Origin of the sequence: Novosphingobium sp. SG707 (genome assembly GCF_012275515.1) — a bacterium.
Classification (GTDB): domain Bacteria; phylum Pseudomonadota; class Alphaproteobacteria; order Sphingomonadales; family Sphingomonadaceae; genus Novosphingobium.
The window spans coordinates 154,281-176,397 of sequence record NZ_JAAZQL010000002.1; the positions used below are offsets into that span (position 1 = coordinate 154,281).

Annotated in this window: 24 protein-coding genes and 1 tRNA gene; 11 read left to right on the forward strand and 14 right to left on the reverse strand. The window is 63.1% G+C overall.

The genetic code is table 11. The features are described 5' to 3' along the window. The first annotated feature begins 122 nt into the window (after positions 1-122). Together FHW92_RS05520 and obgE are read left to right on the forward strand one after the other, a co-directional pair. A tRNA-Ala gene (locus tag FHW92_RS05520) sits at positions 123-198 on the forward strand. Positions 199-290: 92 nt separating this feature from the next. Further along, positions 291-1,367, forward strand: coding sequence for a GTPase ObgE (obgE, locus tag FHW92_RS05525; RefSeq protein ID WP_168602269.1), 1,077 nt, complete (start codon positions 291-293; stop codon positions 1,365-1,367). Positions 1,368-1,385: 18 nt separating this feature from the next. On the opposite strand, the gene FHW92_RS05530 is transcribed toward obgE, so the two are convergent. The 7 genes from FHW92_RS05530 to cobA all read right to left on the reverse strand — a co-directional run bounded on the left by FHW92_RS05530 (position 1,386) and on the right by cobA (position 7,496). Then, positions 1,386-2,312: an NAD-dependent epimerase/dehydratase family protein gene (locus FHW92_RS05530; protein WP_168602270.1), complete on the reverse strand. Its 927-nt coding sequence runs from the start codon at positions 2,310-2,312 to the stop codon at positions 1,386-1,388. Continuing rightward, the gene (gene proB, locus FHW92_RS05535; RefSeq protein WP_168602271.1) at positions 2,312-3,445 is read right to left on the reverse strand and encodes a glutamate 5-kinase; all 1,134 of its coding nucleotides are present in this window, start codon (positions 3,443-3,445) and stop codon (positions 2,312-2,314) included. Before proB ends, FHW92_RS05530 begins: the two co-directional genes overlap by 1 nt. Positions 3,446-3,539: 94 nt before the next feature. After that, a complete protein-coding gene (locus tag FHW92_RS05540) occupies positions 3,540-4,328 on the reverse strand; it encodes a phosphoadenylyl-sulfate reductase (protein ID WP_168602272.1) in 789 nt (262 codons plus the stop codon). 1 nt (position 4,329) lies between these two features. Then, positions 4,330-4,767 carry a DUF934 domain-containing protein gene (locus tag FHW92_RS05545; protein WP_168602273.1) on the reverse strand — a complete coding sequence of 146 codons (438 nt, stop codon included), beginning with the start codon at positions 4,765-4,767 and terminating at the stop codon, positions 4,330-4,332. Next, the gene (locus tag FHW92_RS05550) at positions 4,760-6,415 is read right to left on the reverse strand and encodes a nitrite/sulfite reductase (RefSeq protein WP_168602274.1); all 1,656 of its coding nucleotides are present in this window, start codon (positions 6,413-6,415) and stop codon (positions 4,760-4,762) included. The genes FHW92_RS05545 and FHW92_RS05550 overlap by 8 nt, the downstream gene beginning before the upstream one ends. Further along, a complete protein-coding gene (locus tag FHW92_RS05555; RefSeq protein ID WP_168602275.1) occupies positions 6,415-6,705 on the reverse strand; it encodes a DUF2849 domain-containing protein in 291 nt (96 codons plus the stop codon). The genes FHW92_RS05550 and FHW92_RS05555 overlap by 1 nt, the downstream gene beginning before the upstream one ends. Beyond that, positions 6,702-7,496, reverse strand: a complete 795-nt coding sequence (gene cobA, locus FHW92_RS05560; RefSeq protein WP_168602276.1) for a uroporphyrinogen-III C-methyltransferase — start codon at positions 7,494-7,496, stop codon at positions 6,702-6,704. The genes FHW92_RS05555 and cobA overlap by 4 nt, the downstream gene beginning before the upstream one ends. A 340-nt stretch (positions 7,497-7,836) precedes the next feature. On the opposite strand from cobA, the gene FHW92_RS05565 reads away from it, so the two are divergent. From FHW92_RS05565 to FHW92_RS05590, 6 genes are all read left to right on the forward strand, one after another. Then, on the forward strand, positions 7,837-8,925 hold the full coding sequence (locus FHW92_RS05565; RefSeq protein ID WP_168602277.1) for a hybrid sensor histidine kinase/response regulator: 1,089 nt from the start codon (positions 7,837-7,839) through the stop codon (positions 8,923-8,925). 281 nt (positions 8,926-9,206) lie between these two features. Further along, a complete protein-coding gene (locus FHW92_RS05570) occupies positions 9,207-10,319 on the forward strand; it encodes a PAS domain-containing sensor histidine kinase (protein ID WP_168602278.1) in 1,113 nt (370 codons plus the stop codon). After that, a complete protein-coding gene (locus tag FHW92_RS05575; protein WP_168602279.1) occupies positions 10,312-10,734 on the forward strand; it encodes a response regulator in 423 nt (140 codons plus the stop codon). Before FHW92_RS05570 ends, FHW92_RS05575 begins: the two co-directional genes overlap by 8 nt. A gap of 12 nt (positions 10,735-10,746) precedes the next feature. After that, positions 10,747-12,771 carry a response regulator gene (locus FHW92_RS05580; RefSeq protein WP_168602280.1) on the forward strand — a complete coding sequence of 675 codons (2,025 nt, stop codon included), beginning with the start codon at positions 10,747-10,749 and terminating at the stop codon, positions 12,769-12,771. Positions 12,772-13,109: 338 nt separating this feature from the next. Beyond that, positions 13,110-13,691 carry a TIGR00730 family Rossman fold protein gene (locus FHW92_RS05585; RefSeq protein ID WP_168602281.1) on the forward strand — a complete coding sequence of 194 codons (582 nt, stop codon included), beginning with the start codon at positions 13,110-13,112 and terminating at the stop codon, positions 13,689-13,691. Next, the gene (locus FHW92_RS05590) at positions 13,688-14,638 is read left to right on the forward strand and encodes a phytoene/squalene synthase family protein (protein WP_168602282.1); all 951 of its coding nucleotides are present in this window, start codon (positions 13,688-13,690) and stop codon (positions 14,636-14,638) included. Before FHW92_RS05585 ends, FHW92_RS05590 begins: the two co-directional genes overlap by 4 nt. A gap of 85 nt (positions 14,639-14,723) precedes the next feature. Here FHW92_RS05590 and FHW92_RS05595 read toward each other — a convergent pair whose 3' ends face one another. Both FHW92_RS05595 and FHW92_RS05600 read right to left on the reverse strand, forming a co-directional pair. Continuing rightward, positions 14,724-14,990 carry a hypothetical protein gene (locus FHW92_RS05595; RefSeq protein WP_168602283.1) on the reverse strand — a complete coding sequence of 89 codons (267 nt, stop codon included), beginning with the start codon at positions 14,988-14,990 and terminating at the stop codon, positions 14,724-14,726. Between the two features lie 223 nt (positions 14,991-15,213). Next, positions 15,214-16,467 carry a multidrug effflux MFS transporter gene (locus FHW92_RS05600; protein WP_168602284.1) on the reverse strand — a complete coding sequence of 418 codons (1,254 nt, stop codon included), beginning with the start codon at positions 16,465-16,467 and terminating at the stop codon, positions 15,214-15,216. A 251-nt stretch (positions 16,468-16,718) separates the two neighbouring features. Between FHW92_RS05600 and FHW92_RS05605 the strand changes: the two genes are divergently transcribed. Beyond that, on the forward strand, positions 16,719-17,117 hold the full coding sequence (locus FHW92_RS05605; protein ID WP_168602285.1) for a UrcA family protein: 399 nt from the start codon (positions 16,719-16,721) through the stop codon (positions 17,115-17,117). A gap of 71 nt (positions 17,118-17,188) precedes the next feature. Continuing rightward, a complete protein-coding gene (gene dinB / locus FHW92_RS05610) occupies positions 17,189-18,307 on the forward strand; it encodes a DNA polymerase IV (protein ID WP_168602286.1) in 1,119 nt (372 codons plus the stop codon). Positions 18,308-18,343: 36 nt separating this feature from the next. Here dinB and FHW92_RS05615 read toward each other — a convergent pair whose 3' ends face one another. Further along, entirely contained in the window at positions 18,344-18,847 is a 504-nt protein-coding gene (locus tag FHW92_RS05615) for an NUDIX domain-containing protein (RefSeq protein ID WP_168602287.1), read from the reverse strand. A 16-nt stretch (positions 18,848-18,863) separates the two neighbouring features. After that, complete coding sequence (locus FHW92_RS05620) at positions 18,864-19,484, reverse strand: 6-phosphogluconolactonase (protein WP_168602288.1); 621 nt, start codon at positions 19,482-19,484, stop codon at positions 18,864-18,866. A gap of 363 nt (positions 19,485-19,847) precedes the next feature. Here FHW92_RS05620 and FHW92_RS05625 point away from each other — a divergent pair, with 363 nt between their 5' ends. Further along, on the forward strand, positions 19,848-20,339 hold the full coding sequence (locus FHW92_RS05625; protein ID WP_168602289.1) for a response regulator: 492 nt from the start codon (positions 19,848-19,850) through the stop codon (positions 20,337-20,339). Between the two features lie 45 nt (positions 20,340-20,384). Here FHW92_RS05625 and FHW92_RS05630 read toward each other — a convergent pair whose 3' ends face one another. From FHW92_RS05630 to FHW92_RS05640, 3 genes are all read right to left on the reverse strand, one after another. Further along, the gene (locus FHW92_RS05630) at positions 20,385-20,840 is read right to left on the reverse strand and encodes a DNA starvation/stationary phase protection protein (RefSeq protein ID WP_168602290.1); all 456 of its coding nucleotides are present in this window, start codon (positions 20,838-20,840) and stop codon (positions 20,385-20,387) included. Positions 20,841-20,991: 151 nt separating this feature from the next. Beyond that, complete coding sequence (locus FHW92_RS05635; protein WP_168602291.1) at positions 20,992-21,561, reverse strand: hypothetical protein; 570 nt, start codon at positions 21,559-21,561, stop codon at positions 20,992-20,994. Further along, positions 21,558-21,935 (reverse strand): group III truncated hemoglobin, encoded by a 378-nt coding sequence (locus tag FHW92_RS05640; protein WP_168602292.1) that lies wholly within the window; start codon positions 21,933-21,935, stop codon positions 21,558-21,560. The genes FHW92_RS05635 and FHW92_RS05640 overlap by 4 nt, the downstream gene beginning before the upstream one ends. Positions 21,936-22,117: the final 182 nt, after the last annotated feature.

Below are 22,117 nucleotides of genomic sequence, written 5' to 3' on the forward strand. Positions count from 1 at the left end.
GGGGTTGGCCGCAGGCCGGGGAAAATTTCATCGGGCGCGAAATTTCCCCTTCCCACCCCGCGATCCATTCGCTAAGGGGGCGCCTCCCAAGGGGAATTTCTCCGAAGGATTTGCACTGGAACGGGGCCGTAGCTCAGCTGGGAGAGCGCGTCGTTCGCAATGACGAGGTCAGGGGTTCGATCCCCCTCGGCTCCACCAGATGCACAGCAAAAAGCGATTGGGCCGTCGGCACGATGCCAGACGGCCCTTTTCGCATTGATATTTGATGTTTTTACGCCGGAACCCTGCCCATGCATTTTCTCGACCAGGCCAAGATCTTCGTCCGCTCAGGCAGCGGTGGTGGCGGTGCGGTCAGCTTTCGCCGCGAAAAGTATGAGGAATATGGCGGCCCCAACGGCGGCAACGGCGGCAAGGGTGGCGACATCATTTTCGAGGCGGTGCCCGGCCTCAACACGCTGATCGACTTTCGCTATACCCAGCACTTCAAGGCCCAGCGCGGCGGCGGCGGTGCGGGCAGCAACCGCACCGGCGCGGGCGGCGAGGATATGGTCATCAAGGTGCCGGTGGGCACGCAGATCCTTGACGACGACCGCGAAACGGTGCTGCTGGACATGACCTATGCGGGCCAGCGCGAGGTGTTTCTGCGCGGCGGCGATGGCGGGCGGGGCAATGCCTCGTACAAGTCCTCGACCAACCGCGCCCCGCGTCAGCACGGTCCGGGCTGGCCGGGCGAGGAAATGTACGTCTGGCTGCGTTTGAAGCTGCTGGCCGATGTCGGCCTGCTGGGCCTGCCCAATGCGGGCAAATCGACCTTTATCAATCAGGTGTCGAACACCAAGGCCAAGGTCGGCGCCTATGCCTTCACCACCTTGCGCCCCCAATTGGGCGTGGTGCGGCACAAGAACCGTGAATTCGTGCTGGCCGACATTCCCGGCCTGATCGCGGGCGCGGCCGAGGGCGCGGGCATCGGCGACCGGTTTCTGGGCCATATCGAGCGCTGCCGCGTGCTGATCCATCTGATCGACATTGCCGGGGTGGACAAGGACGGCAAGCCCGTCGAGCCGGTCGAGGCGATGCAGATCGTCGAGGGCGAGCTTGAAGCCTATGGCGCGGGTCTCGACGAGAAGGCGCGTCTGGTCGTGCTGAACAAGATCGATCAGGCCGATGACGAACTGGTGGCCGCCTATCGCAAGGAATTGCTCGAAGCCGGGGCGGATGAGGTTTTCGCGATGTCCGGCCTGACCGGGGCGGGGATCGACAGGCTGCTCGATGCGGTCATCGGCTATCTGCCTGCGGCCACCATCACCGAGCGCCCCGTGGGCGAGCAGGAAGAGGCCGACGAAAAGCCTTGGTCGCCTTTGGGTTAAATGCCGAAGGGCTGGCCGTTAAAGCCAGCCTTCCCGGCGATACCATTCCGCCGTACCCGTCAGGCCCCCGCGCGTTTCGATCAGCGGGCGCCACAGATCGACGGGCGGCGCGGCCTCGGGGCTGACCACCCAGTCGGGATGGGTCATATAGCCCACGCGGTCGGGCGTCAGCTTGGCCCGGTTCCCGCGCAGCATACCGTCGATCCGCGCGCCCAGCCGCAAAAAGCCGGGCTTCAGCGAAATCACCCATGGCCGTTTGCCCAGCGCGGCGCCGATCGCGCGGGCCATGTCGATATGGCTCCACCCGCCCGGCACGCCATCGTCAGGCTCAAACGTATGGCCATTGACCGCCATGCCGCCCGGAATCAACGCCAGCAGCAGGCGCGCCAGATCCTCGACATGGATCATGCTGGCGCGGCCCCCGGCGGGCACCGGCACCACGCCCCATTTGGCCGCGCGGAACAGTTCGAACATTTCCGCATCGCGCGGGCCATAGACAGCGGGCGGGCGGATGATCGTCCAGTCGAGCCCGCTGGCCTTGACCAGCATTTCGGCCCGCGCCTTGCTGGCGCCATAGGCCGAGAGATCAGGCTCGCGCGCCGAAAGCGAGGAGACGAAGATGAAGCGGGGCACGCCGGCGGCGCGCGCGGCCTCGATCATGTTCATCGTGCCCAGCACATTGGCGCGCTCGAATTCCTCCGGATCGGCGGCGTTGACCAGGCCCGCGACATGGATCACCGCCTCGGTCCCGCGCACCAGATCGTCCAGCGCCCCGCGGGTGGACAGATCGCCCGCCACCCATGCCACATGGTCCTGCGGCGCCTGTGCGCGGCGGGCCAGCGCCTGAACCGCAATCCCGCGCGAACGGGCCAGTTCCAGCACCATTTGCCCCACAAAACCTGTGCCGCCGGTCAGCGCGACCAGTGGGCGATCCTTGCGCACCATCAGACCATCACCAACTGATCGCGGTGGACCACGGCGGGGCGGGGGGCATAGCCCAGGATTTCGGCATGATCGGCCGACTGGCGGCCCATCAGCATCGCACATTCGCCCGCGTCATATTCGACCAGCCCATGCGCCAGAACCGCGCCCGCATCATCGCGGATGGTGATGGCATCGCCGCGCGAAAAGGCGCCCTCGACCGCGACGATCCCGGCGGCGAGCAGGCTGGCCCCGCCGCGCAGCGCCTTTACCGCGCCCGCATCCACGGTCAGCGAGCCTTTGAGCCGCAACCGCCCGCCCAGCCATGCCTTGCGCGCAGGCTTGCGTGAGCGCGGCAGGAACAGCGTGCCCACGCCCTGTTCCATGATGCGGCGCAGCGGGCTTTCCACCGTGCCATTGCCGATGACCAGCGCGATGCCCGCCATTTCGGCGATTTCCACCGCCTGCAATTTCGAGATCATGCCGCCCGAGCCCATGCCGCTGCCCGAAACGGGGCTGGCCATGGCGCGGATTTCCGGGGTGATGCCCTTGACCATCGGCAGCAATTGCGCGCCCGGCTCCTTGGGGTGGCGGTCATACAGGCCGTCAATGTCGGAGAGCAGCAGCACTGCATCGGCGCGCGCGGCCTGCGCCACGCGTGCGGCAAGGCGGTCATTGTCGCCAAAGCGGATTTCCTGTGTGGCAACCGAATCGTTTTCGTTGATCACTGGCACCGCGCCCGCATCGAGCAGGCGCGTCAGCGTGGCCGTGGCGTTCAGATAGCGACGGCGATCCTCCAGATCTTCCAGCGTGAGCAGCAATTGCGCCGCCGTCAGACCGTGCGCGCCCAAGAGTTCAGCCCACAGGCCCGACAGCGCGATCTGGCCCACGGCGGCGGCGGCCTGCGCATCGGCCAGCGACCCGCGCCCGCCCTTTTCCAGCCCGAGCCGCCGCGCCCCCAGCGCAATCGCGCCCGAGGAGACGACAATCACATCCTGACCGCGCGCCTTGGCCGCCGCGATTTCCGTCACCAGCGCGGTCAGCCATTCGCGCCGCGCGCCTGCATTATCAACCAGCAGAGACGAGCCCACCTTGAGCACAAGGCGAGGGGTCAGCGTGGGATCGGCAAGGTCGGAGAGCTGGGCTATTAAAGACATGGCGCCAGCGGATAGGGCAAAGCGGGCGGGGGAACAAGGCCCCGCCGCCCGCGATTCGCCTTGTCAAAAGGCCGGGTCGTGGCCCGGCGGGCGATTAAAACGCCGGTTCATACCCCGGAGGCAGGTCGCTGATATTGCTGGCCGCGCCTTCGACATGGATGCCGCATTCGGTCTTGTCCCAACCGCGCCAGCGGCCCGAGCGCGGGTCTTCGCCCGGCGCGACCTTGCTGGTGCAGGGCATGCAGCCGATGGAAGGATAACCCTGCGCCACCAGCGGATGGCGGGGCAGGTCATGCTCGTCCATATAGGCGGCCAGACGGCTTGCGTTCCAGTCGATCAGCGGGTTGATCTTGAGACGCCCGGCCGCATCGGTCGTGTCCAGCTCAAAGATCGGCAGGCCCGCGCGGGTTTCGGCCTGAAACCCCTTGCGGCCCGTCACCGAGGCGTCATACCCGGCCAGAGCCTTGGCCAGCGGGATGACCTTGCGGATTTCGCAGCAGCCGTCCGGGTCATAGGACCAGCGCAGGCCCGCATCATCCTTCTTGGCCAGCACCTCGGCATCCGGCGTCAGGTTGATGACGCCTGTCAGCCCCAGATGCGTGATCAGCGTGTCGCGATAGGTCAGCGTTTCGGGGAAATGCTTGCCCGTTTCGAGGAACAGCACCGGAGCATCGGGCGCGATGCCCGACACCAGATGGAGCAGCACCGCGCTTTCCGCGCCAAAGCTGGAAACCAGCGCGACGCGGCCCGCCACGCCCTCGACCAGCACCGCGCGCAGCACATCCGCCGTGCTGGCATCGGCATAGCGGGCGTTGAGCGCGGCAACGTCCCCGGCAGTGAAAGCCGCCGAAGTGTCGATGCGGTCGATGGGGCGGGCGGCCATGTTACAGACCGTGCCTCAAGGCCCAGATCGGCTTGCGGCCATCGACCACGGTGGCCTGATAGACCTGCGGCCAGGTCTTGAGCGCGGTATCGGCCTGCGCCAGATCGAGCGGGGTGTTGGGCGCGATGGCGTCAAAGCCGCAGCGGTGCAGGTGGCTGAGCATATCGACGCCAATGTCGCCGCTGGCGCGCAATTCGCCGGTATAGCCCGCCTCGCGCAGGATGCGGGCCGAGGAGAAGCCGCGCCCGTCGGTGAAGGCGGGGAAGGTGACCTCGACCAGCGAGAGGCGATCCAGATGGGGCAGGAGCGCGCGCGCATCCTCACCCGGCTCGATCACCACGGCGGTGGCATTGGTATCTTCGGCAAAGGCCGAGAGCGCGACGGTGGGGGCGCTGACGGCCTCTTCACCTTCGCGGAACAGGAACTGGACGTCAGCCATAGATCGCTTCCTTGAACGGGTTCATGCCGATGCGGCGATAGGTGTCGAGGAAGCGTTCCTCGCCTTCCTTGTTGGCCAGATAGACCTGCGTGGCCTTTTCAACCGCGCCCACGATGCCGTCTTCGTCAAAGCCGGGGCCGACGATCTTGCCCAGCGAGGTGTCCGCGCCTTCGCAGCCGCCGAGCAGGAGTTGGTAATTTTCCAGACCCTTGCGGTCGACGCCCAGAATGCCGATGTGGCCCGCATGGTGATGGCCGCAGGCGTTGATGCAGCCCGAGATCTTCAGCTTGAGCTCACCGATTTCCTCGGCCTTGTCGGCCATGCGTTCAGCGATCTTCTGCGCCACGGGAATCGAGCGGGCATTGGCCAGCGTGCAATAATCAAGGCCGGGGCAGGCGATGATATCGGTGATCTTGTCGAGATTGGCCTCGGCCAGCTCGGCGGCGACCAGCTTTTCCCAGACCGTGAACAGGTCGGCCTTGCGCACATGGGGCAGGACGATGTTCTGGGTGTGGGTCACGCGCAGCTCGTCAAAGCTGTAGGTTTTGGCCAGGTCCGCCATCACGCGGATCTGCTCACCCGTGGCGTCGCCCGGAATGCCGGCCTGCTTGCTGCCGTCGGCCAAGGTCTTCACCGGCTTGAGGCTGATGTTGACGATGGCATAGCCCGGCGTCTTGTGCGCGGCGGTGTTGTTCTTCACCCATGCGGCAAAGGCAGGGTTCGACAGGTCGAGATCATCCGACAGACCCGCTTCATAGGCCGGATCGGCAAAGAAGGTCTTGATGCGCTCCAGCTCGGCCAGCGGCGGCTCGATGGCCAGCGTCTGCAGATGGGCGAATTCTTCCTCGACCTGACGGCGATATTCATCAACGCCCAGTTCATGGACGAGGATCTTGATCCGCGCCTTGTATTTGTTGTCGCGGCGGCCATAGCGGTTGTAAACGCGCAGGCAGGCCTCGGAATAGGTGATCAGCTCGTCAAGCGGCACGAAGGCCTTGACCAGCGGCGCGATGAAGGGGGTGCGGCCCATGCCGCCGCCCACATAAAACGCCGCGCCGATTTCGCCCGCTTCGTTCTTCACGATCTGGATGCCGATGTCGTGCAGGCGCATGGCCGCGCGGTCGGTGTCGGACGCGATCACGCAGATCTTGAACTTGCGCGGCAAGGCCAGAAATTCCGGGTGGAAGCTCGACCACTGACGCAGCAGTTCGGCATAGGGGCGCGGGTCGATCAGTTCATCGGCGGTGGCGCCCGCATACTGGTCGGCGCTGATATTGCGGATGCAATTGCCCGAGGTCTGGATCGCGTGCATTTCCACGCTGGCCAGATCGGCCAGAATGTCGGGCGTGTCTTCCAGCTTGATCCAGTTGTACTGGATGTTCTGGCGCGTGGTGAAGTGGCCGTAACCGCGGTCATACTTGTCCGCAATATCGCCCAGCATCTTCATCTGTGCGCCCGAGAGCGTGCCATAGGGCACGGCCACGCGCAGCATATAGGCGTGAAGCTGGAGATAGAGGCCGTTCTGCAGGCGCAGCGGGCGGAACTTTTCCTCGCTCAGCGTGCCTTCGATGCGGCGGCGGGTCTGGTCGCGGAATTCAGCGACGCGGGCATCCACCATCGCCTGATCATAATGGTCGTACAGATACATCAGAGCACCTTGTCGGGGGTCGCGGTGGGGTCGAGGCTCAAGTCAAGGCGGACCGTGGGGCCCAATGCGCGGATGCGCTCCTTGATGTGAGCGGGGCGGATGCCGTCGGCGGTCTGTTCCGCCTCGATGACATAGGCGCCATTGACGCGGCGGGCGGCTTCCTCGGCGGCGATCACGGCGGCGGCTTCATCGCCCATATCCACCGCATCATTGACATGGAGCGACCATGCCGCACCATTCCACCAGGTCACCGCCCCGGATTTCAGGTCATTGCCCGTGATAATCTTCACTTTATTGCCTCCAGCGCCACTTGGCGTAGTTCGGACGGGGGGCGCGCGGTCACGGCGCCGATGATGATAAGGGCAGGGCTTTGCACCCTCTCACGCTCCACCAGATCGGCCAGAGCCGCCAGCGGGGAACGCAGCACGCGCATATCGGGCCGCGTGGCATTTTCAACCACCGCCAGCGGGGTTTCCGGGGAAAGCCCGTCAGCGATCAGCTTTTCGGCAATCTGCGTCGCCGTCGCCAGCCCCATATAGATGACCAGCGTGCGGCCGACCCCGGCAAGGCCTGCCCAGTTCTGGTCGGTCAATCCCTTGCACTGGCCCGAGACAAAGCTGACCACGCTGGCCGCGTCGCGGTGGGTGAGGGGGAGGAGCGCCGCCGCCCCCGCGCCCACGGCCGCCGAAATGCCGGGCACGACCTCGACCGCAACGCCCGCCGCGATGCAGGCTTCGGCCTCTTCGCCGCCGCGCCCGAAAATGAACGGATCGCCGCCCTTCAGGCGCAGCACTTCACCGCCCGCCAGCGCCTCGCGCACCAGCAGGGCGTTGATCTCGTCCTGGGGCATCGAATGGCGGCTGCGGCGCTTGGCCACGCTGACAAGGCGCGCACCCGCGGGCGCCATCGCCAGAATGCGCGGATCGACCAGCCCGTCATGCACGATCAACCGCGCGCCCATGATCAGCCGCGCCGCACGCAGCGTCAGCAGGTCCGGATCGCCCGGTCCGGCGCCGACCAGCCAAACTTTGCCCGCAGAGGCATGAAGGCCGGGCGCGCCCGAGGAGGTGGTTTGATTCATGGTCGCCCCCATGGGCCGATGCGCGCAAGGTTGAAAGGCAGAATGGCTTTGGCCGGGGGAAGGGAAACTTTTGCCTGCCGGTTCGGGCCGCCATGGGCCGGTTTGGCTGTGGGCGCGGCGGGCCGCTCTTTCGGTCTTGTCATCGGCACGGTTGGCCCTGCGGGGCAGCGGGGCAAGGTCCGTCTGAAATGGATGCTTTGTTTTGTAGTAACAGATGGTTGGATGAGTGATGCGGTGTTAGTTTTAAAGTGTCAACCACGGAAAATGCGTAATCAGCCCAATGAGAAGAATTAACGATGAGCCAATAGAAATGGTTAAAAATGATGGGGCGGAGGCGGATTTGAAGCATCACCTTATTCTGGTCGTGGATGACGATGTGCTGTCGCAGGGGCTGGTCTGCGGGATCATCGCGGCGGCCAAGCCCAATTCTCGCAGCATCGTGGCGGCCAATGGGCAGGAGGCGCTGGAAATTTGCCGCGAACAGGAAGTCGACTGTGTGCTGGTCGATTATGAAATGCCCGATATGGACGGGCTGACGCTGGTGCGCCTGCTGCGTGAACAATATCCGTTTCTGCCGATCATCCTGTGCACCGGGGCGGGCGATGAATTGCTGGCCGCCGAAACGCTGAAAAGCGGGGCCACCGACTATTTCCCGAAAAACCGCATGTCGCCCGTGGCGCTGCGCCGCGCGATCAACAACGCGATCGATATTAATGTGCGGATGAAAACCATCCACGATCAGCAGGTTGATATAGAAGCCTTCGGCTTTGCGCTGGCCCATGATTTCAAACAGCCGGTGCGCCAGATCATCACCTTTTCCGATATGATCGCGCAGGAGACCAAGAGGCTGAAGGGCGAGCGTCTGCCCCAGATGCTCAAATTCATGAGCGATGCCGCGCGGCGGCTCGATTCGCTGGTCGATGTGATGGTGCAATATACTTTGCTGCAGCAGACGCCCGAATTGAAGCTTTGCGTTTTTTCCGCCATTTTGAAGGAAACGATTGCGTCTCTTCAGGACTATATCACCGCAAGAAACGCCAAAGTGAATTTTACCGGCGATGCGCTGGTCCTGGTTAATGCCTCCTTTCTGTCACAAGTTCTGCAGAACCTGATTATCAACGGTATCAAGTATAACAAAAGCGAGCAGCCCGTGATCGATGTGTCGGTCACGCAGAATGGCGAGATTGTCGTGGTCAATATAACCGACAATGGCATCGGCATTGAGAAGCAATATCTCGAACATGTCTTCAAGCCGCTGACGCGTCTGCATAATCGCAGCGAATACGAAGGTTCGGGGCTGGGGCTGACGCTGGCGCGCAAGGCGGTGGTGGCGATGCGCGGCGATATCCGGTGCGAATCCACGCCCGGCGTGGGCAGCACGTTTTCATTGCGATTGAAAACGGCGTCGGCTCAGGACGCGGCGGCATGAAAATGATAAATGAGCCATAGTGGATTATTGTCCCGTGACTTTGGGTTAATCCATGGTTTGACGGCAATACTTATCAGACTTTAAGACAAATTCCATGGTGACTGTCGAAAGTGTGATGGAATGAGGAGGGTTCAACTGGGACGGAGGACGACAAAAGCGAATTGATCGAAGGAAAATTTCGATATGCATAATACAATTCATTCGCGGGGTCTGCGCGCGGCCATGTCTGCCGTCCTTTCCCTGCGCACCGCGGCGCACCGGGCGCGGGAGGCCGCGCGGCCATGATCGAGCAACCCGGCACCATGCCTTTTCAGGCGGCCGACATGAACAGCGCGTTTCGCGCCCTGTTCGATTCCTCGCCCTGCGGTCTGATCCTGCTGAATGAAAAGGGGCGGATCGTTCTTGTGAACCAGCGCCTTCAGGAAATCTTTGATTACAGCGCGGAAGAACTGCTGGGCCAGCCGGTTGAAATTCTGCTGCCCCATCGCGACCGGGCGCAGCATGTCGGCCTGCGCGATGGCTTCATCAAGGCGCCTGCGGTGCGGCCGATGGGGCTTGGGCGCGATCTGTCGGGGCGGCGTAAGGACGGGATGGAAATCCCGGTCGAAATCGCGCTGACCTTCGTCGATCTGCCGCAAGGGCGGATGACCTGCGCGCTGGTGATCGACATTACCCTGCGCAAGCGGGCCGAATTGCGCCTGCGCGAGGCCAATGTGCAGCTTGAGGAATTCACCCATGTGGCCTCGCATGATCTGCGCAGCCCGCTGCGGGGAATCGCCAATCTGATCGAATTCATCGAGGAGGATTATGGCGGGAGCGCCCCGCCCGAGGTGCGCCGCAATCTGGGCCGGATGGCCGAGAGGATCGGCGCGATGGAGCGGCTGATCGACGATCTGCTGACTTATGCCCGCGCCGGGCGGCGCACGCTGAAAAACGAGGCGATCGACCTTGCCGCCATCGTGGCTGAGGTGATCGAGTTGGAGGCGCCGGGTCCGGGCGTGCGGATCGAAACCGACATTGATGTGGAGGATTTCGACGGCGTGCGCGTGCCGATCAGCACGGTTTTACGCAACCTGCTCTCCAATGCGATCAAGCACCATGATCGGGAAGAGATCAATATTACGATCCGCGCGCGCGCCGAGGGCGACATGTGCGTGATCGATGTGCGCGACGATGGCCCCGGCATCGCCGAGGCGGCACAGGCCCGCGCCTTCCGCCTGTTTCAGACCGTGTCCAGTTCGGGGCGCAACAATTCGGGGCTGGGGCTGGCCGTGGCGAAACGGCTGGTCGAGGCCCATGGGGGCGACATCGAACTGATGAGCGACGATAGCCGGCGCGGATGCCATTTCCGCGTCTATTGGCCTCGCTTTGCCCGGAGTGACCGTGATGACTGAGATCGTCAATATTCTGGTGGTCGATGATGATGATGTGGCGGCCGAAACCGTGCGCCGCTCGCTGAGCAAGGTGGGCGGCCATTTCCATGTGGTCGAGGCCGGCGATGGCCAGGAAGGGCTGGATATATTGCGGGGCCGGTCGGACAAGCGGTTGCATCGGCCCTATATCACGCTGCTCGATCTGAACATGCCGCGGATGAACGGATTTGAATTTCTCGAGGCGGTGCGCGGCGATCCCACGCTGGCCAGCTCGGTGATCTTTGTCCTTTCCACATCGGATTCCGATGCTGACCGCACCCGCGCGTACAAGGATCAGGTGGCCGGCTATATGCTGAAATCGGCGATCGGCCCGCAAATGGTGCGCCTGACCGCGCTGCTGCATGATTATGCGCAGTCGGTCCGGCTGCCGCTTTGATGGTGGTGCGCGATGACCGAGATCGTCCCCCAATCCATCCTGCTGGTCGATGACGATGATGTCGACCGCGAGGTGTTCATCCGGGCGCTGGACCGGATGGGCATGTTTTCGACGATAGCCGAGGCCAATTGCCTGGATTCGGCGCGCGAACAATTGCGCAAGCACAAGTTCGACTGCGTCCTGCTCGATTATCATCTGGGCGGCGAACTAGGCACTGATCTGGTGCCCGATATCCACGCCCATCGCGAGGAGCCGTGCCCGGTCATTCTGGTGACTTTGCGCGATGCTGAAGAGGTGCTGGCCGATTCGATGCGGCGGGGCGTGTCCGATTATGTGGCCAAGGCCACGGTCAGCCCGGAACGCCTGCGCGAGGTCATCATCAGCGCGATTCGCCGGGCCGAGCTGGAACATGCCACAAGGCTGGCCGATGAGCGGCTGCGTCAGGCCACCGAGGCGCTGCGCGACGAGCATGAGCGATCCTTGCAGCGCGCGCTGGATGAGGCGCAGTCGGCCAATCGCGCCAAGAGCATGTTCGTGGCCAATATGAGCCACGAGATCCGCACGCCTTTGAACGCGATCATCGGGCTGAGCTATCTGCTGGAGCGGACGAAGCTGGACCAGCAGCAGGGCGATCTGCTGGGCAAGATCAAGGCGGCAAGCCGGGCCTTGCTGGGCATTGTCAATGATGTGCTGGATATTTCCAAGATCGAGGCGAACCAGATCGATCTGGCCATCGCCCCTTTCAGCCTGAACGAGGTGCTGCGCAGCATCGAAGGGCTGGCGCTTGTCCAGATCGGCAGCCGCAAATTGCGCTTTGCCCTGCGGCGGGGGAGCAGCCTGCCCGACATGATCGTGGGCGATGGCGGGCGGCTGCATCAGATCCTGCTCAACCTCGTCACCAATGCGATCAAATTTACCGAGACGGGCGAGGTCAGCCTGAGCGTTTCGGTCAAGAACCGCAATGACGAGATGGCCCATCTGCGTTTTCAGGTGGATGATACCGGCATCGGCATCGAGCCGGAGCATATCGGCCGCCTGTTCCATCCGTTTGAACAGGCCGATGTGTCCACCACGCGGCGCTTCGGCGGAACGGGGCTGGGCCTGTCGATCTCGCGCGATCTGGCCTTGCTGATGGGCGGCCATATCGACGCGGCCAGCGAGCCGGGCAAGGGCAGTCATTTCTGGGTCGATCTGCCCTTTGAACTGGCCTCGGGCGATCTGATCGTGGCCGAGGATCCGGGCGGAGAGGTCGGCGCGCCCCGGCTCAAGGGCGTCCGCGTGCTGATCGTGGATGACAGTGAGATCAATCTGGAAGTGGCCCGCCATGTGCTGGAACTGGAAAGCGCGATCGTCACCACGGCCGAAAACGGCGCGCGGGCGGTGGAGAAGGTGATTGCCGAAAGGGGAGGCTTCGACGTCATCCTGATGGATATTCAAATGCCGGTGATGGATGGCTATGAAGCCTTTCGCCAGATCGAATGGACGCTGGGTTCGGCGCGGCCCGCGGTGGTGGCGCTGACGGCGGGGGCGGCGCATTGCGATGATCGCGACGCCACGCTGGCGCGGATGGACGGGCTGATCACCAAGCCTTTCGACGCCAAGACGCTGATCGAGGTGATCCGGCAAAAGGTGGCCACCGGCCATGCCGAACCCGATATCGCCCGCAACGGCGAGGGCGGAGCACAGGCGGCGGACGAATGGCCGGTCATCGACGGGATCGATGTTGACGATGCCCGCGAAAGGCTGGCGGATAACAAGACGCTGTTTCTCAATTCACTGCAAAGGTTCCTGGACGAAAATGACCAGATCGCGGTGATGGATGAGCCTGCCTCACCGATGATGAAGCGGCTGCACCGGATGAAGGGCAACGCGGGCCTGCTGGGTATGCAGCGCATCCGCATCATGGCGCAAAGGGCCGAAACTGCGCTGGGCCGCAACGAAGGGCCGGCGGCAAAGCGGCTGCTGGGCGAATTGGATGCCGAGCTGAAGGCGGTGGCGGCGGGGTTGCATGCCTATCGGTTGAAGCGGGCGGGGTAACGGGTTTGGCGGGGGTTTAAAGGTTTGCCTCCGGCGGGTTAAGGGCGGGGGCCCTTAACAATCCCGATATTGTCTGCGTCGCGCCATTGGGGCTGCCTTGTGCTGGGGGTATTTGAATATAAAGCCTGCGGCGCCAATCAGTGTGAGCTTGCCGCGCCGCAGGCTTTCAACTCATACCGCAGACACATCCATGCCAACCACGTGCCACCCCATTAATGGGATTGCAAAGGGACGAGTCCCTTTGCCCGCCGGAGGCATCTCAACCTAACCTTTCCTAAAAAAACCTAGCCCCCCATCAACCGTCTGGCCAATGGCGGAGCATTCGCTAAAGTGGGGGTATGAAACGCATTGCAGTCTATTGTGGCTCTGCCACTCCCGCCGATCCCCGTTACATCGAACTGGCCCAGGAAGTGGGCACCGAGCTGGCAAGGCGCGGGATCGGGCTTGTCTATGGCGGCGGTCGGCTGGGCCTGATGGGCGCGGTGGCCGATGCGGCGATGGCGGCGGGGGGCGAAGTGATCGGGGTGATCCCGGTGGCGCTGGCCCATGTCGAGGTTGAGCATACGGGCCTGACCGAGCTGATCACGGTTGAGACGATGCATGAGCGCAAGGCGCAGTTCGAGCGGCTTTCGGACGGTTTCCTGACCCTGCCGGGCGGCGTGGGTACGATGGACGAGCTGTGGGAAGCGGTGAGCTGGGCGCAGCTTGGCTATCACCAGAAGCCGGTGGGCTTGCTCAACGCTTATGGTTTTTACGATGGCTTGCTGGCGTTTAACCGGCACATGGGCGAGGTCGGTTTTATCCGGCCCGCGCATCAGGGCATCATTCTCGCCGAGCGCGAGCTGGACCTGTTGCTGGACCGCATGGCCGCGCATGAGCCGGGCGAGCAGATCATCCGCATGGACCCCAAGACGCTGTGAGCCTTGACCGGGGGGCATTGGTGGAGGCCGCGCGCGAGAGCATCGCGCGCGGGTCGAAGAGCTTTGCCGCAGCCTCGAAACTGTTCGATGCGGCCACGCGGGAACGGGTCTGGCTGCTCTATGCCTGGTGCCGGGCTTGCGATGATCTGGCCGACGATCAGGATCATGGCGGGGCGTTGGGAGCGCAGGCCGGCGCGGCCGAGCGGTTGGAGCAGATCCGCCGCCTGACCGCGCGGGCGCTGGGCGGGGATGTGACCGGGCATTTCGCTTTTGACGCGCTGGGCGTGGTGGCGGCGGAATGCGGGATCAATGCGGTGCATACCGGCGATGTGATTGCCGGATTTGCGCTGGATGCGGCCGGATGGCGGCCCCGGACCGAGCTGGATATGCTGGGCTATTGCTATCATGTGGCGGGCGCGGTGGGCGTGCTGATGGCGCTGGTGATGGGGGTGGACCCGGAGGATGGCGATACGCTCAACCGGGCCAGCGATCTGGGCATTGCCTTTCAATTGGGCAATATCGCCCGCGACATTGCCGAGGATCATGCGGCGGGGCGGTGTTATCTGCCCGCCGACTGGCTGGCGCAGGCGGGGGTAGATGAGGGTGAGCTGATGGCTCCCCGCAACCGGGAGGCGCTGGCCGCGATGGTCGCGCGCATGTGTGCCACCGCGCAGCTTTATGAGGCCAGTGCGCGGGCGGGGGCGGCGCGTCTGCCTTTTCGCTGCCGCTGGGCGGTGCTGTCGGCAGCGGGGATCTATGGCGCGATTGCCCGCAAGGTGGCCGCGCGCGGCCCGCGCGCATGGGAAAGCCGGGTATCCACCAGCGGATTCGAGAAATTGCGTTTTCTGGGCGGCGGGCTGATCGGCGCGATGGCCGGGGCGCCGGAACAGGTGCCCTTGGTACCCTATCGCCGGGGCGAGCTGGCGCAGGCGGTGGCGCGCGTCTAACCGGATTGGCGGGGCTTGGGCCCGCAAAAAGCCCCGCCGGTCCAGGCGGGGCTTTCGTAATGGTTTGACCCGATTTTTATAATTATCAGCAGGGCGAAATGGCTACGCCATGCGACCCGCAGGCATGCGGATTGGGGTGAGGCAAATGCTCAAGGGCGTGGGAAGCGTTGTGGTAAAACTTCTCACGCGCCCATTCGGTTCCGACGGGATGATTGCGCCCCGCAGGTTCGTTATGCGATGGTGCTGCGTTTACTTCGGTTTTGGGTAGTGCTTCTGTCGGGCGAACCTTATCGGTTGCCGATGTAGCGATCAGTCCTGAAGCAGCCAGAATCAGGATAATATTTACGCTCATGCCTGTGACCCCTGTTCTGTTTTGGGCGAAATGCCGTTCAAACAGGGATTAAATATCTGTAAGTTTGCCTTATTTATTATTTAAGGCTGCGAGTTAAGTTGAAATTAACCATCATTTATGATCCAATATGGTACAAGCCGCTCAACCCCGCCGATTGGCTGGACCGCGCACTCTTTTGCAAAATGCAAAGGGGCGTGGTCGCCTGGAATTTCCGGCCGCCCGTTCAGGCAATGGGATAGGTGGTGCCGGGAGGATTGCGGCGGCGGAACAATTCGCCCTTCTCGCTGTAAAGGATCAGGGCGAGGCAGCCGCAGCCCGCCGTCAGCAGCGCCGCCGCCAAAGGCCGCGCCGTGCCGTCAAACGCCTGCCCGATCAGCGCGCCCAGCCATGAGGCCAGCACCATGCGGATGAATGCCTGTGCCGAGGAGGCCGCCCCCGCCTTGCGGGCAAAGGGCTGGAGCGCGATCGAAGAGAAATTGGCCCCCAGAAAGCCCAGCAGGCACATGTTCAGCGTCATCATCGGCACGAATTGCCACAGCGTCTCATCCGGGCGCGTCGCCATATAGAATTGCAGCGCGCTGGTGGCGATATAGACGACCAGCGCGGTATGGCTGACCCGGCGGGCGCCAAACCGCATGACGATGCGCGAATTGATGAAATTGGTGCAGGCCATCACCATCGCCATGCCCGCAAAGATCAGCGGAAAGCGCGTTCCGGCCCCGAAATGCTCGCCCACCAATTGCTGGCACGAGTTGATATAGCCGAACATGGCCGACTGGATCAGCGCCATGCCGAACACATAGCCCAGCGCCGCGCGGGTGGTCGTCACCTCGATCATCGAGCGGCCGATGTTGGGCAGGCTGATCGGCTGGCGATATTCGCGGCGCAGCGTTTCAGGCAGGCGCAGCGAGATCCAGATCGCCAGCGCCGTGCCCATCAGCGCCATCACGCCAAAGATCCAGCGCCAGCTTGCCATCAGCAGGATCGCCTGGCCCACGCTGGGCGCGATCATCGGCACGATCATGAAGACCATCGAGACGGTCGATTGCATCCGCGCCATCCGGTCGCCTTCATGCAGATCGCGGATGATCGCGGCGGGCAGCACCGCCAGCCCCGAGCAGGCAAAGCCCACCATCGCGCGCAGCACCAGCAATTGCTGGAAATTTTTTACCAGACCGCAAGCCGCCGAACAGGTCACATAGGCCGCGATACAGCCCAGCAGCACCGGGCGGCGGCCAAAGCGATCCGCCAGCGCGCCGGGCACCAGGCAGCCAAGACCGCTGAAGATCAGGAAAACGCCCACGACAAGCTGACGCTCGTTGGGATCGCGCGAGCCCAGTTCGCGCGCCATTTCGCCAAGCGCGGGCAGCATCGAGTCCACCGCCAGCGCTTGCAGCGCCTGTACCAGACCCATGAGGAGAATGAATTCCAGCCCGCCGATCTTCTTGTCGGCAGGCCCGGGGGAAGGAGAAGTCATGGGGCCACCATGGCCGCATGACGCCAAAATGGCTAGCCCCGGCGTGAACAAATCGCATGGTGAAAATTACGCTGATAAGTGGGAATATATGCGGATGATTTGGCAGATTTCAAGGGGTGACTTTGGGCGAAAATTTTTAAACATCAGAAATATAGATATTTTTTAAAATTGGCACGCCCCCTGCAATCCTTCTGGCATCCGGTCAGAGCCGGTTTGAACCACGCCAACAATTGATCAGAAGGATACCGACCATGTCCATCTTCCGCACCACCGCTCTCAGCCCCTTTGCCCTGAGCTTTGCCACCACCGCCGCGCTGGGCCTTGCCACGTTCACCTTCGTCATGCCCGCCCATGCGGCCGCGCCTGCTTCCTCCACCATGTCTGTTCCGGTGACCTTTGAAAAGCTGGAAGGCGATGCGCCGACCATCCGGGTCTCCTATGCCGATCTCGACCTTTCGACCGAGCAGGGCCGCCATGTGATGCGCAAGCGTCTGGCCACCGCCGCCAATATGGTGTGCGATGAAATGTCCGACCTGCCCGACCGGCTCAAGGCCCGTGCCCTTTACGAAACCTGCCGCGAAGAGGCGCTGGACAAGGCCACCACCCATTTTGCGGCCAAGCTGAAGGAAAGCAAGCTGGCCCAGCGCTGATTTGTTCTTTTTATGTTCAAATCCCGCGATGCCCCGGTGCCAAATGCGCGCCGGGGCATTATTGTGCATCCATGGAATCGGCCCCGCATCAGGATGAGGAAATCAGCGCGCCCGGTCTGCGCAAGATCATCCATGTCGATATGGACGCCTTCTTTGCCAGCGTTGAGCAGCGCGATGATCCTTCACTGCGCGGTCTGCCCGTGGCCGTGGGGGGCAGCCGCGAGCGCGGCGTGGTGGCCGCGGCCAGCTATGAGGCGCGCAAATTCGGCGTCCGCTCGGCCCAGCCCAGCGTGGTCGCGGCGCGGCTGTGCCCTGCGCTGATCTTCAAACCGCCGCGGTTTGAGGCCTATCGCGCGGTCTCGCAGCAGATCCGCGCGATTTTCCGCGAATATACGCCGCTCGTCGAACCGCTGGCGATGGACGAGGCCTATCTGGACGTGACGCAGGATATCAAAGGCATCGGCAGCGCGACGCGCATTGCCGAGCTGATCCGCGCGCGCATCAAGGCGGAAACCGGCCTGACCGCCAGCGCCGGGGTCAGCTACAACAAATTCCTCGCCAAAATCGCCAGCGACCAGAACAAGCCCGACGGATTATGCGTGATCCGGCCGGGCGAGGGGGCGGATTTTGTCGCCGCGCTGCCGGTTCGGCGGTTTCACGGGGTGGGTCCGCGCGGGGCGGAGAAGATGGCAGCGCTGGGGATCGAGACGGGGGCGGACCTGCGCGCGCGCGACATTGCGTTTTTGCGCGAGCATTTCGGGTCGCTGGCCGATTACCTCTATCGCGCGGCGCGGGCGATCGACCTGCGCGCGGTCAAGCCCAACCGACCGCGCAAATCCCTTGGCGGCGAGCGGACCTTTGACCGCGACATTTCCACCGGGCCGGGCCTGCGGCAAGTGCTGGAGGGGATCATCGAGATGGTCTGGCAAGATATTGAAAAGGCGAAGGCGCAGGGGCGGACGGTGACGCTCAAACTGCGCCTGTCCGATTTCTCGATCCGCACCCATTCGCGCACGCTGGACCGTTTTGTCGACGGGCGCGAGGAATTTGCCGGTATCGCGCGGGAGTTGCTCGACGATCTGTTGCCTCTGCCCTTGGCGGTGCGGTTGATGGGGCTGACGCTATCGGGCTTTGAGGCGGCAGAGGCGCCGCCGCCGGTTGAGGGCGGGGGGCAGATGGTGTTGTTTTAGAAGGAAGGCTGAATGCGAGGGACTCATCCCTCGCATCTATCCCTTCTGTTCTTCACCCAACACCCAAACCTCGATCCGCCCGCGCAGGGCCGGCATCAAATCTTCGGGCAGGGCATCGGGGGCAAAAAACGCCGCATGGGTGATTTCGCGCAGATCAGGCCGGGGTGTGTCAAGGCACCGGCCCACCACGATATGCACCTTGTTGCCCGCGCCGTGCAGCCTGTCTTGCACCACATCGACCAGGCGCGCGTCGATCAGGGCGCAGCCCAACTCTTCGGAAAATTCGCGCAGGGAGGCCGGGATCGGGTCTTCGCCGCGTTTCAGGCCGCCGCCGGGAGGCATCCAGTCGGGCCTGCCATAGGAATGGCGCACCAGCAGCACGCGCCCGGCTTCATCGAGCGCGAGGATCCGGCAGCCTTCGAGATTGGGCCGCCGGACCCGCCACCATGTCTTGCGCAGCCCATGCGCCCCGCGCAACGCGACCCGGTGCAGCGGCGCGGGCAGGCGCGCCAGGATCGCCTCGGCGATCAGGCCGAGCATGGCGCGCCTGCAGGCATCAGGTAAAGCAGGTGACGGGCGCCTGCGCCGCGTTCAGCAGGCGGGCCACCGGCAGATCATGTTCGCCAGCGATGGCCGCGCGCAGAATCGCTTCCTTTTCCGCACCGCGCGCCACGAACAGCAGCGCCTCGGTGGCGACAAGGCTGGGGATGGTCAGGGAAAGGCGGTCAAAGGGCGCCTCGGGCGGCAGAGGATCGGGGGTCAGGCGCAGCACGCGCGCCGGGGCATCGGGCCGGGGGTCGGTGTTGGGAAAGAGCGAGGCGATATGGCCGTCGAGCCCCATGCCCAGCCACACCAGCGCGAAACGCGGAGGCTCTGCGCCCTCGACCAGCGGGACGATGCGCGCGCCCAGAGGTTCAAGTGCGGCGCGGATGCGGCCGACATTGGAGGCGGCATGATCCTCGGGCACCACGCGATCATCGCCCGGCCAGACCGCGATTCGATCAAAAGGCAGGCCCTGACGCGCCAATTCCGCAAGGATCGGAAACGGAGTCGATCCTCCTGGCAGCGAAATGGCGATTTCGCCAGAATGTGCTGCAAGTGCGTCGGACAGATGCTGGGCAAGCCAGTCGGCGATGGCGCTGTCGCTGGCGCCTTGGTTGATGATGACATGGGGCATGAACGGTGAATAGCAAACGCCGGCGACAAGGGCAAAGCGGCGGAGTGTGGATGCAAACCTATGCATCGACACATAAATCAGGGGACATCCCTAAGTAATGACGCCAGAATTCGATAAGAATTGATCCAATCTCGACCGGCTTGATCGATGGCGCTTTTGCGATGGTAAATCGATGCAATTGATTGTGTTAACAAGAATCGGGGACGTGAACAAATTGTAAACTGAGTATATTTTACTAAGTCTTACATAAGGACATAATAATCAGAAAGAGATAGGTTTTGTTTATGCGAAATAGCGGATTGGCAGCAAATAGCCGGTTCGCCTTTTCGCACCTGATCTAATCGGGGGCTTATGGAGGAAGTAATGCTGGTTGAGCATGTTTTGAACGATCGTCTTTCCAATGTTGCTGAAAAGGAACGTAATCCAGAAGCAAGCCCCAATCCTGTTCAGGAAAAGACCGCCGGCACGGATGAAGCACGCATCGATATTCTTCTGGTCGAAGATGACGATGCCGATGCTTATATCATCCTTGAGGCGCTCAAGAACATTCCCAAGGTCAAATCGGTCGTCCGGGCCATTGACGGGATTGAGGCATTGGAAATCGTCGATGCGCGCAACTTTGTACCGCATCTGGCGCTGGTTGATCTCTCGATGCCGCGCATGAACGGCTTTGCCTTGCTGGCCGATCTCAAGGCGCGGATTCAGGTCGATTTTCCCTCCGTGGTGCTGACCTCTTCGCGTGCGGAAATGGATGTGTTCCGCGCGGGCAAGAACGGCGCCTGGAAATACATCACCAAGAAGGAAAAGGTGAACATGATGACGCAGTCGCTGCGTCGCATCGTCAAGAAGATCTGATCCTGCAAAGGCTCTGCCCGCGGGGCGGCGGGCAGAGCCGCTTTTTCAGCCCAACAGGCTGGAGAGAAACCACACGCGGGTTTCGGCCTGATCGGTCCAGTCATCGGCAAAGCCTTCGGTGGCATTGTCGCCTGCCGCGCCGGCGGCGGACTTGACCTCGCGGATCGCTTCGACAAGGCGGATATTGTCATCGCGCAATTCGGCAATCATCTCCTGCGCGCTCAGGTCCGCGCGCGGCTGATCGGCAATGCGCGAGGCCGAGGCGATCGCGCCGATCCCGGTCAGCGCCGCGCCGCCGTTCTTGCGCACCCTTTCGGCCACAATATCGGTCAGCGCAAAGATCGCGCCAGCCTGCTCATCGAACAGGAGGTGCAGGTCGCGGAATTGCGGTCCTTTGACATGCCAATGAAAATTCTTGGTTTTCAGATAGAGCGTGAAGAGATCGGCCAGCAAGCCGTTGAGGCTGTGGGTGAGGGCGGTCTTGGCGTTGTGATCGTTCATCTTGCGCATCCCTTGCTGAATATCAGGCCTCGCAGCATTGGGGCCTTGCTGTGTTAAGGGATGTCTAGCGCGTTTGGTTCAATTGGAAAAATGGATCAATGTGGCCATTGTAATTGGTTGGGGCGATTTATCTGGCGCGTGATCGGGATGATTAGCCGTTAAATCCCAACCATATCCATCCCGACAGGCCCACACCCAGCCCCAGCAGCACCGCGCCCGCCCAGCGCCGGATCTGGACAATCCCGCCCTGCGCGTCCAGCATCGCCTCCGAGGCCAGCCACCCCAGCAACAGCGCAAAGCCCGTGCCCACCGCGCCGCCCGCCGCCGCCGGGATCGGCGCATCGCCCACCAGCGCCACGGCCAGCACGATGAACCGTGCCGCATCGGCCGCCTGATGCATCAGCAAAACCAGCGCGGCGGCGAACAGCGAGCGGGTCGGTTCCTTGGCCTTGAAGCGGGGACGAAATATTAACGCTTCGCCGCCCGCCGCGATCAGCGCGAAACAGGCCAGCACCAGCCGCGCGGGATAGGTCATCTGCGCGGCCATCTCGCCGGAAAACCATGCTGCAAATGCACAGGCCAGCGCGCCCGTGATCGCCCCCATCATCAGCAGGCCGCCATGACGCCCCAGCCGCGCGGTCAACGCCGCCACCAGCATTTGGTCGCGCGCGCCGATCCCGGCCAGAAAACAGCCCAGCATGGCCCACAGGGCGGCGTTCACTCGAAAATCGCCTTCTGCATCACCGCGGCGATGCGGCGGGCATGGGCCTGCAGGGCGGCGGCATCCTGCGGCTCCATCACCTGCGCGGTGGAGGCGTCCCACAAGGCCAGCCAACGGTCGAACATGGCCGGGTTCAACTGGTCCTTCATGGCGTGATGTACGGCGATGGGCGCGCCGCGATAAAGGCCGCGCCCGCGCAACTGCGTGGCCCAAAAGGCGGTCAGCGCGCGGAAATGGTGGGGCCAGTCGGTGATCCGCGCAAAGACCGGCGCGAGCATTGGGTCCTGACGCGCCTGACCATAGAAATACTCGACCAGGCGGGTCAGATCGGGATGGCGCATCTGCACCGGATGGAGGGGGGCGGATTGGGTCACGATTCGGGGCCTAGACGGGGTTTGGCGCGATGAAAAGCGCCTGTTTGCATCGCGTCTCGCCCCGGCACACGGGGGCTTTTTCCAGGGCCACTCCATTCGTCGAAAGTGCTGTGCGCTTTGTCGCTGGCCTATTGTCTACTTCGTGAATTGAGTTATTGACGCCAAAGTCGTCCTGAAGCAGG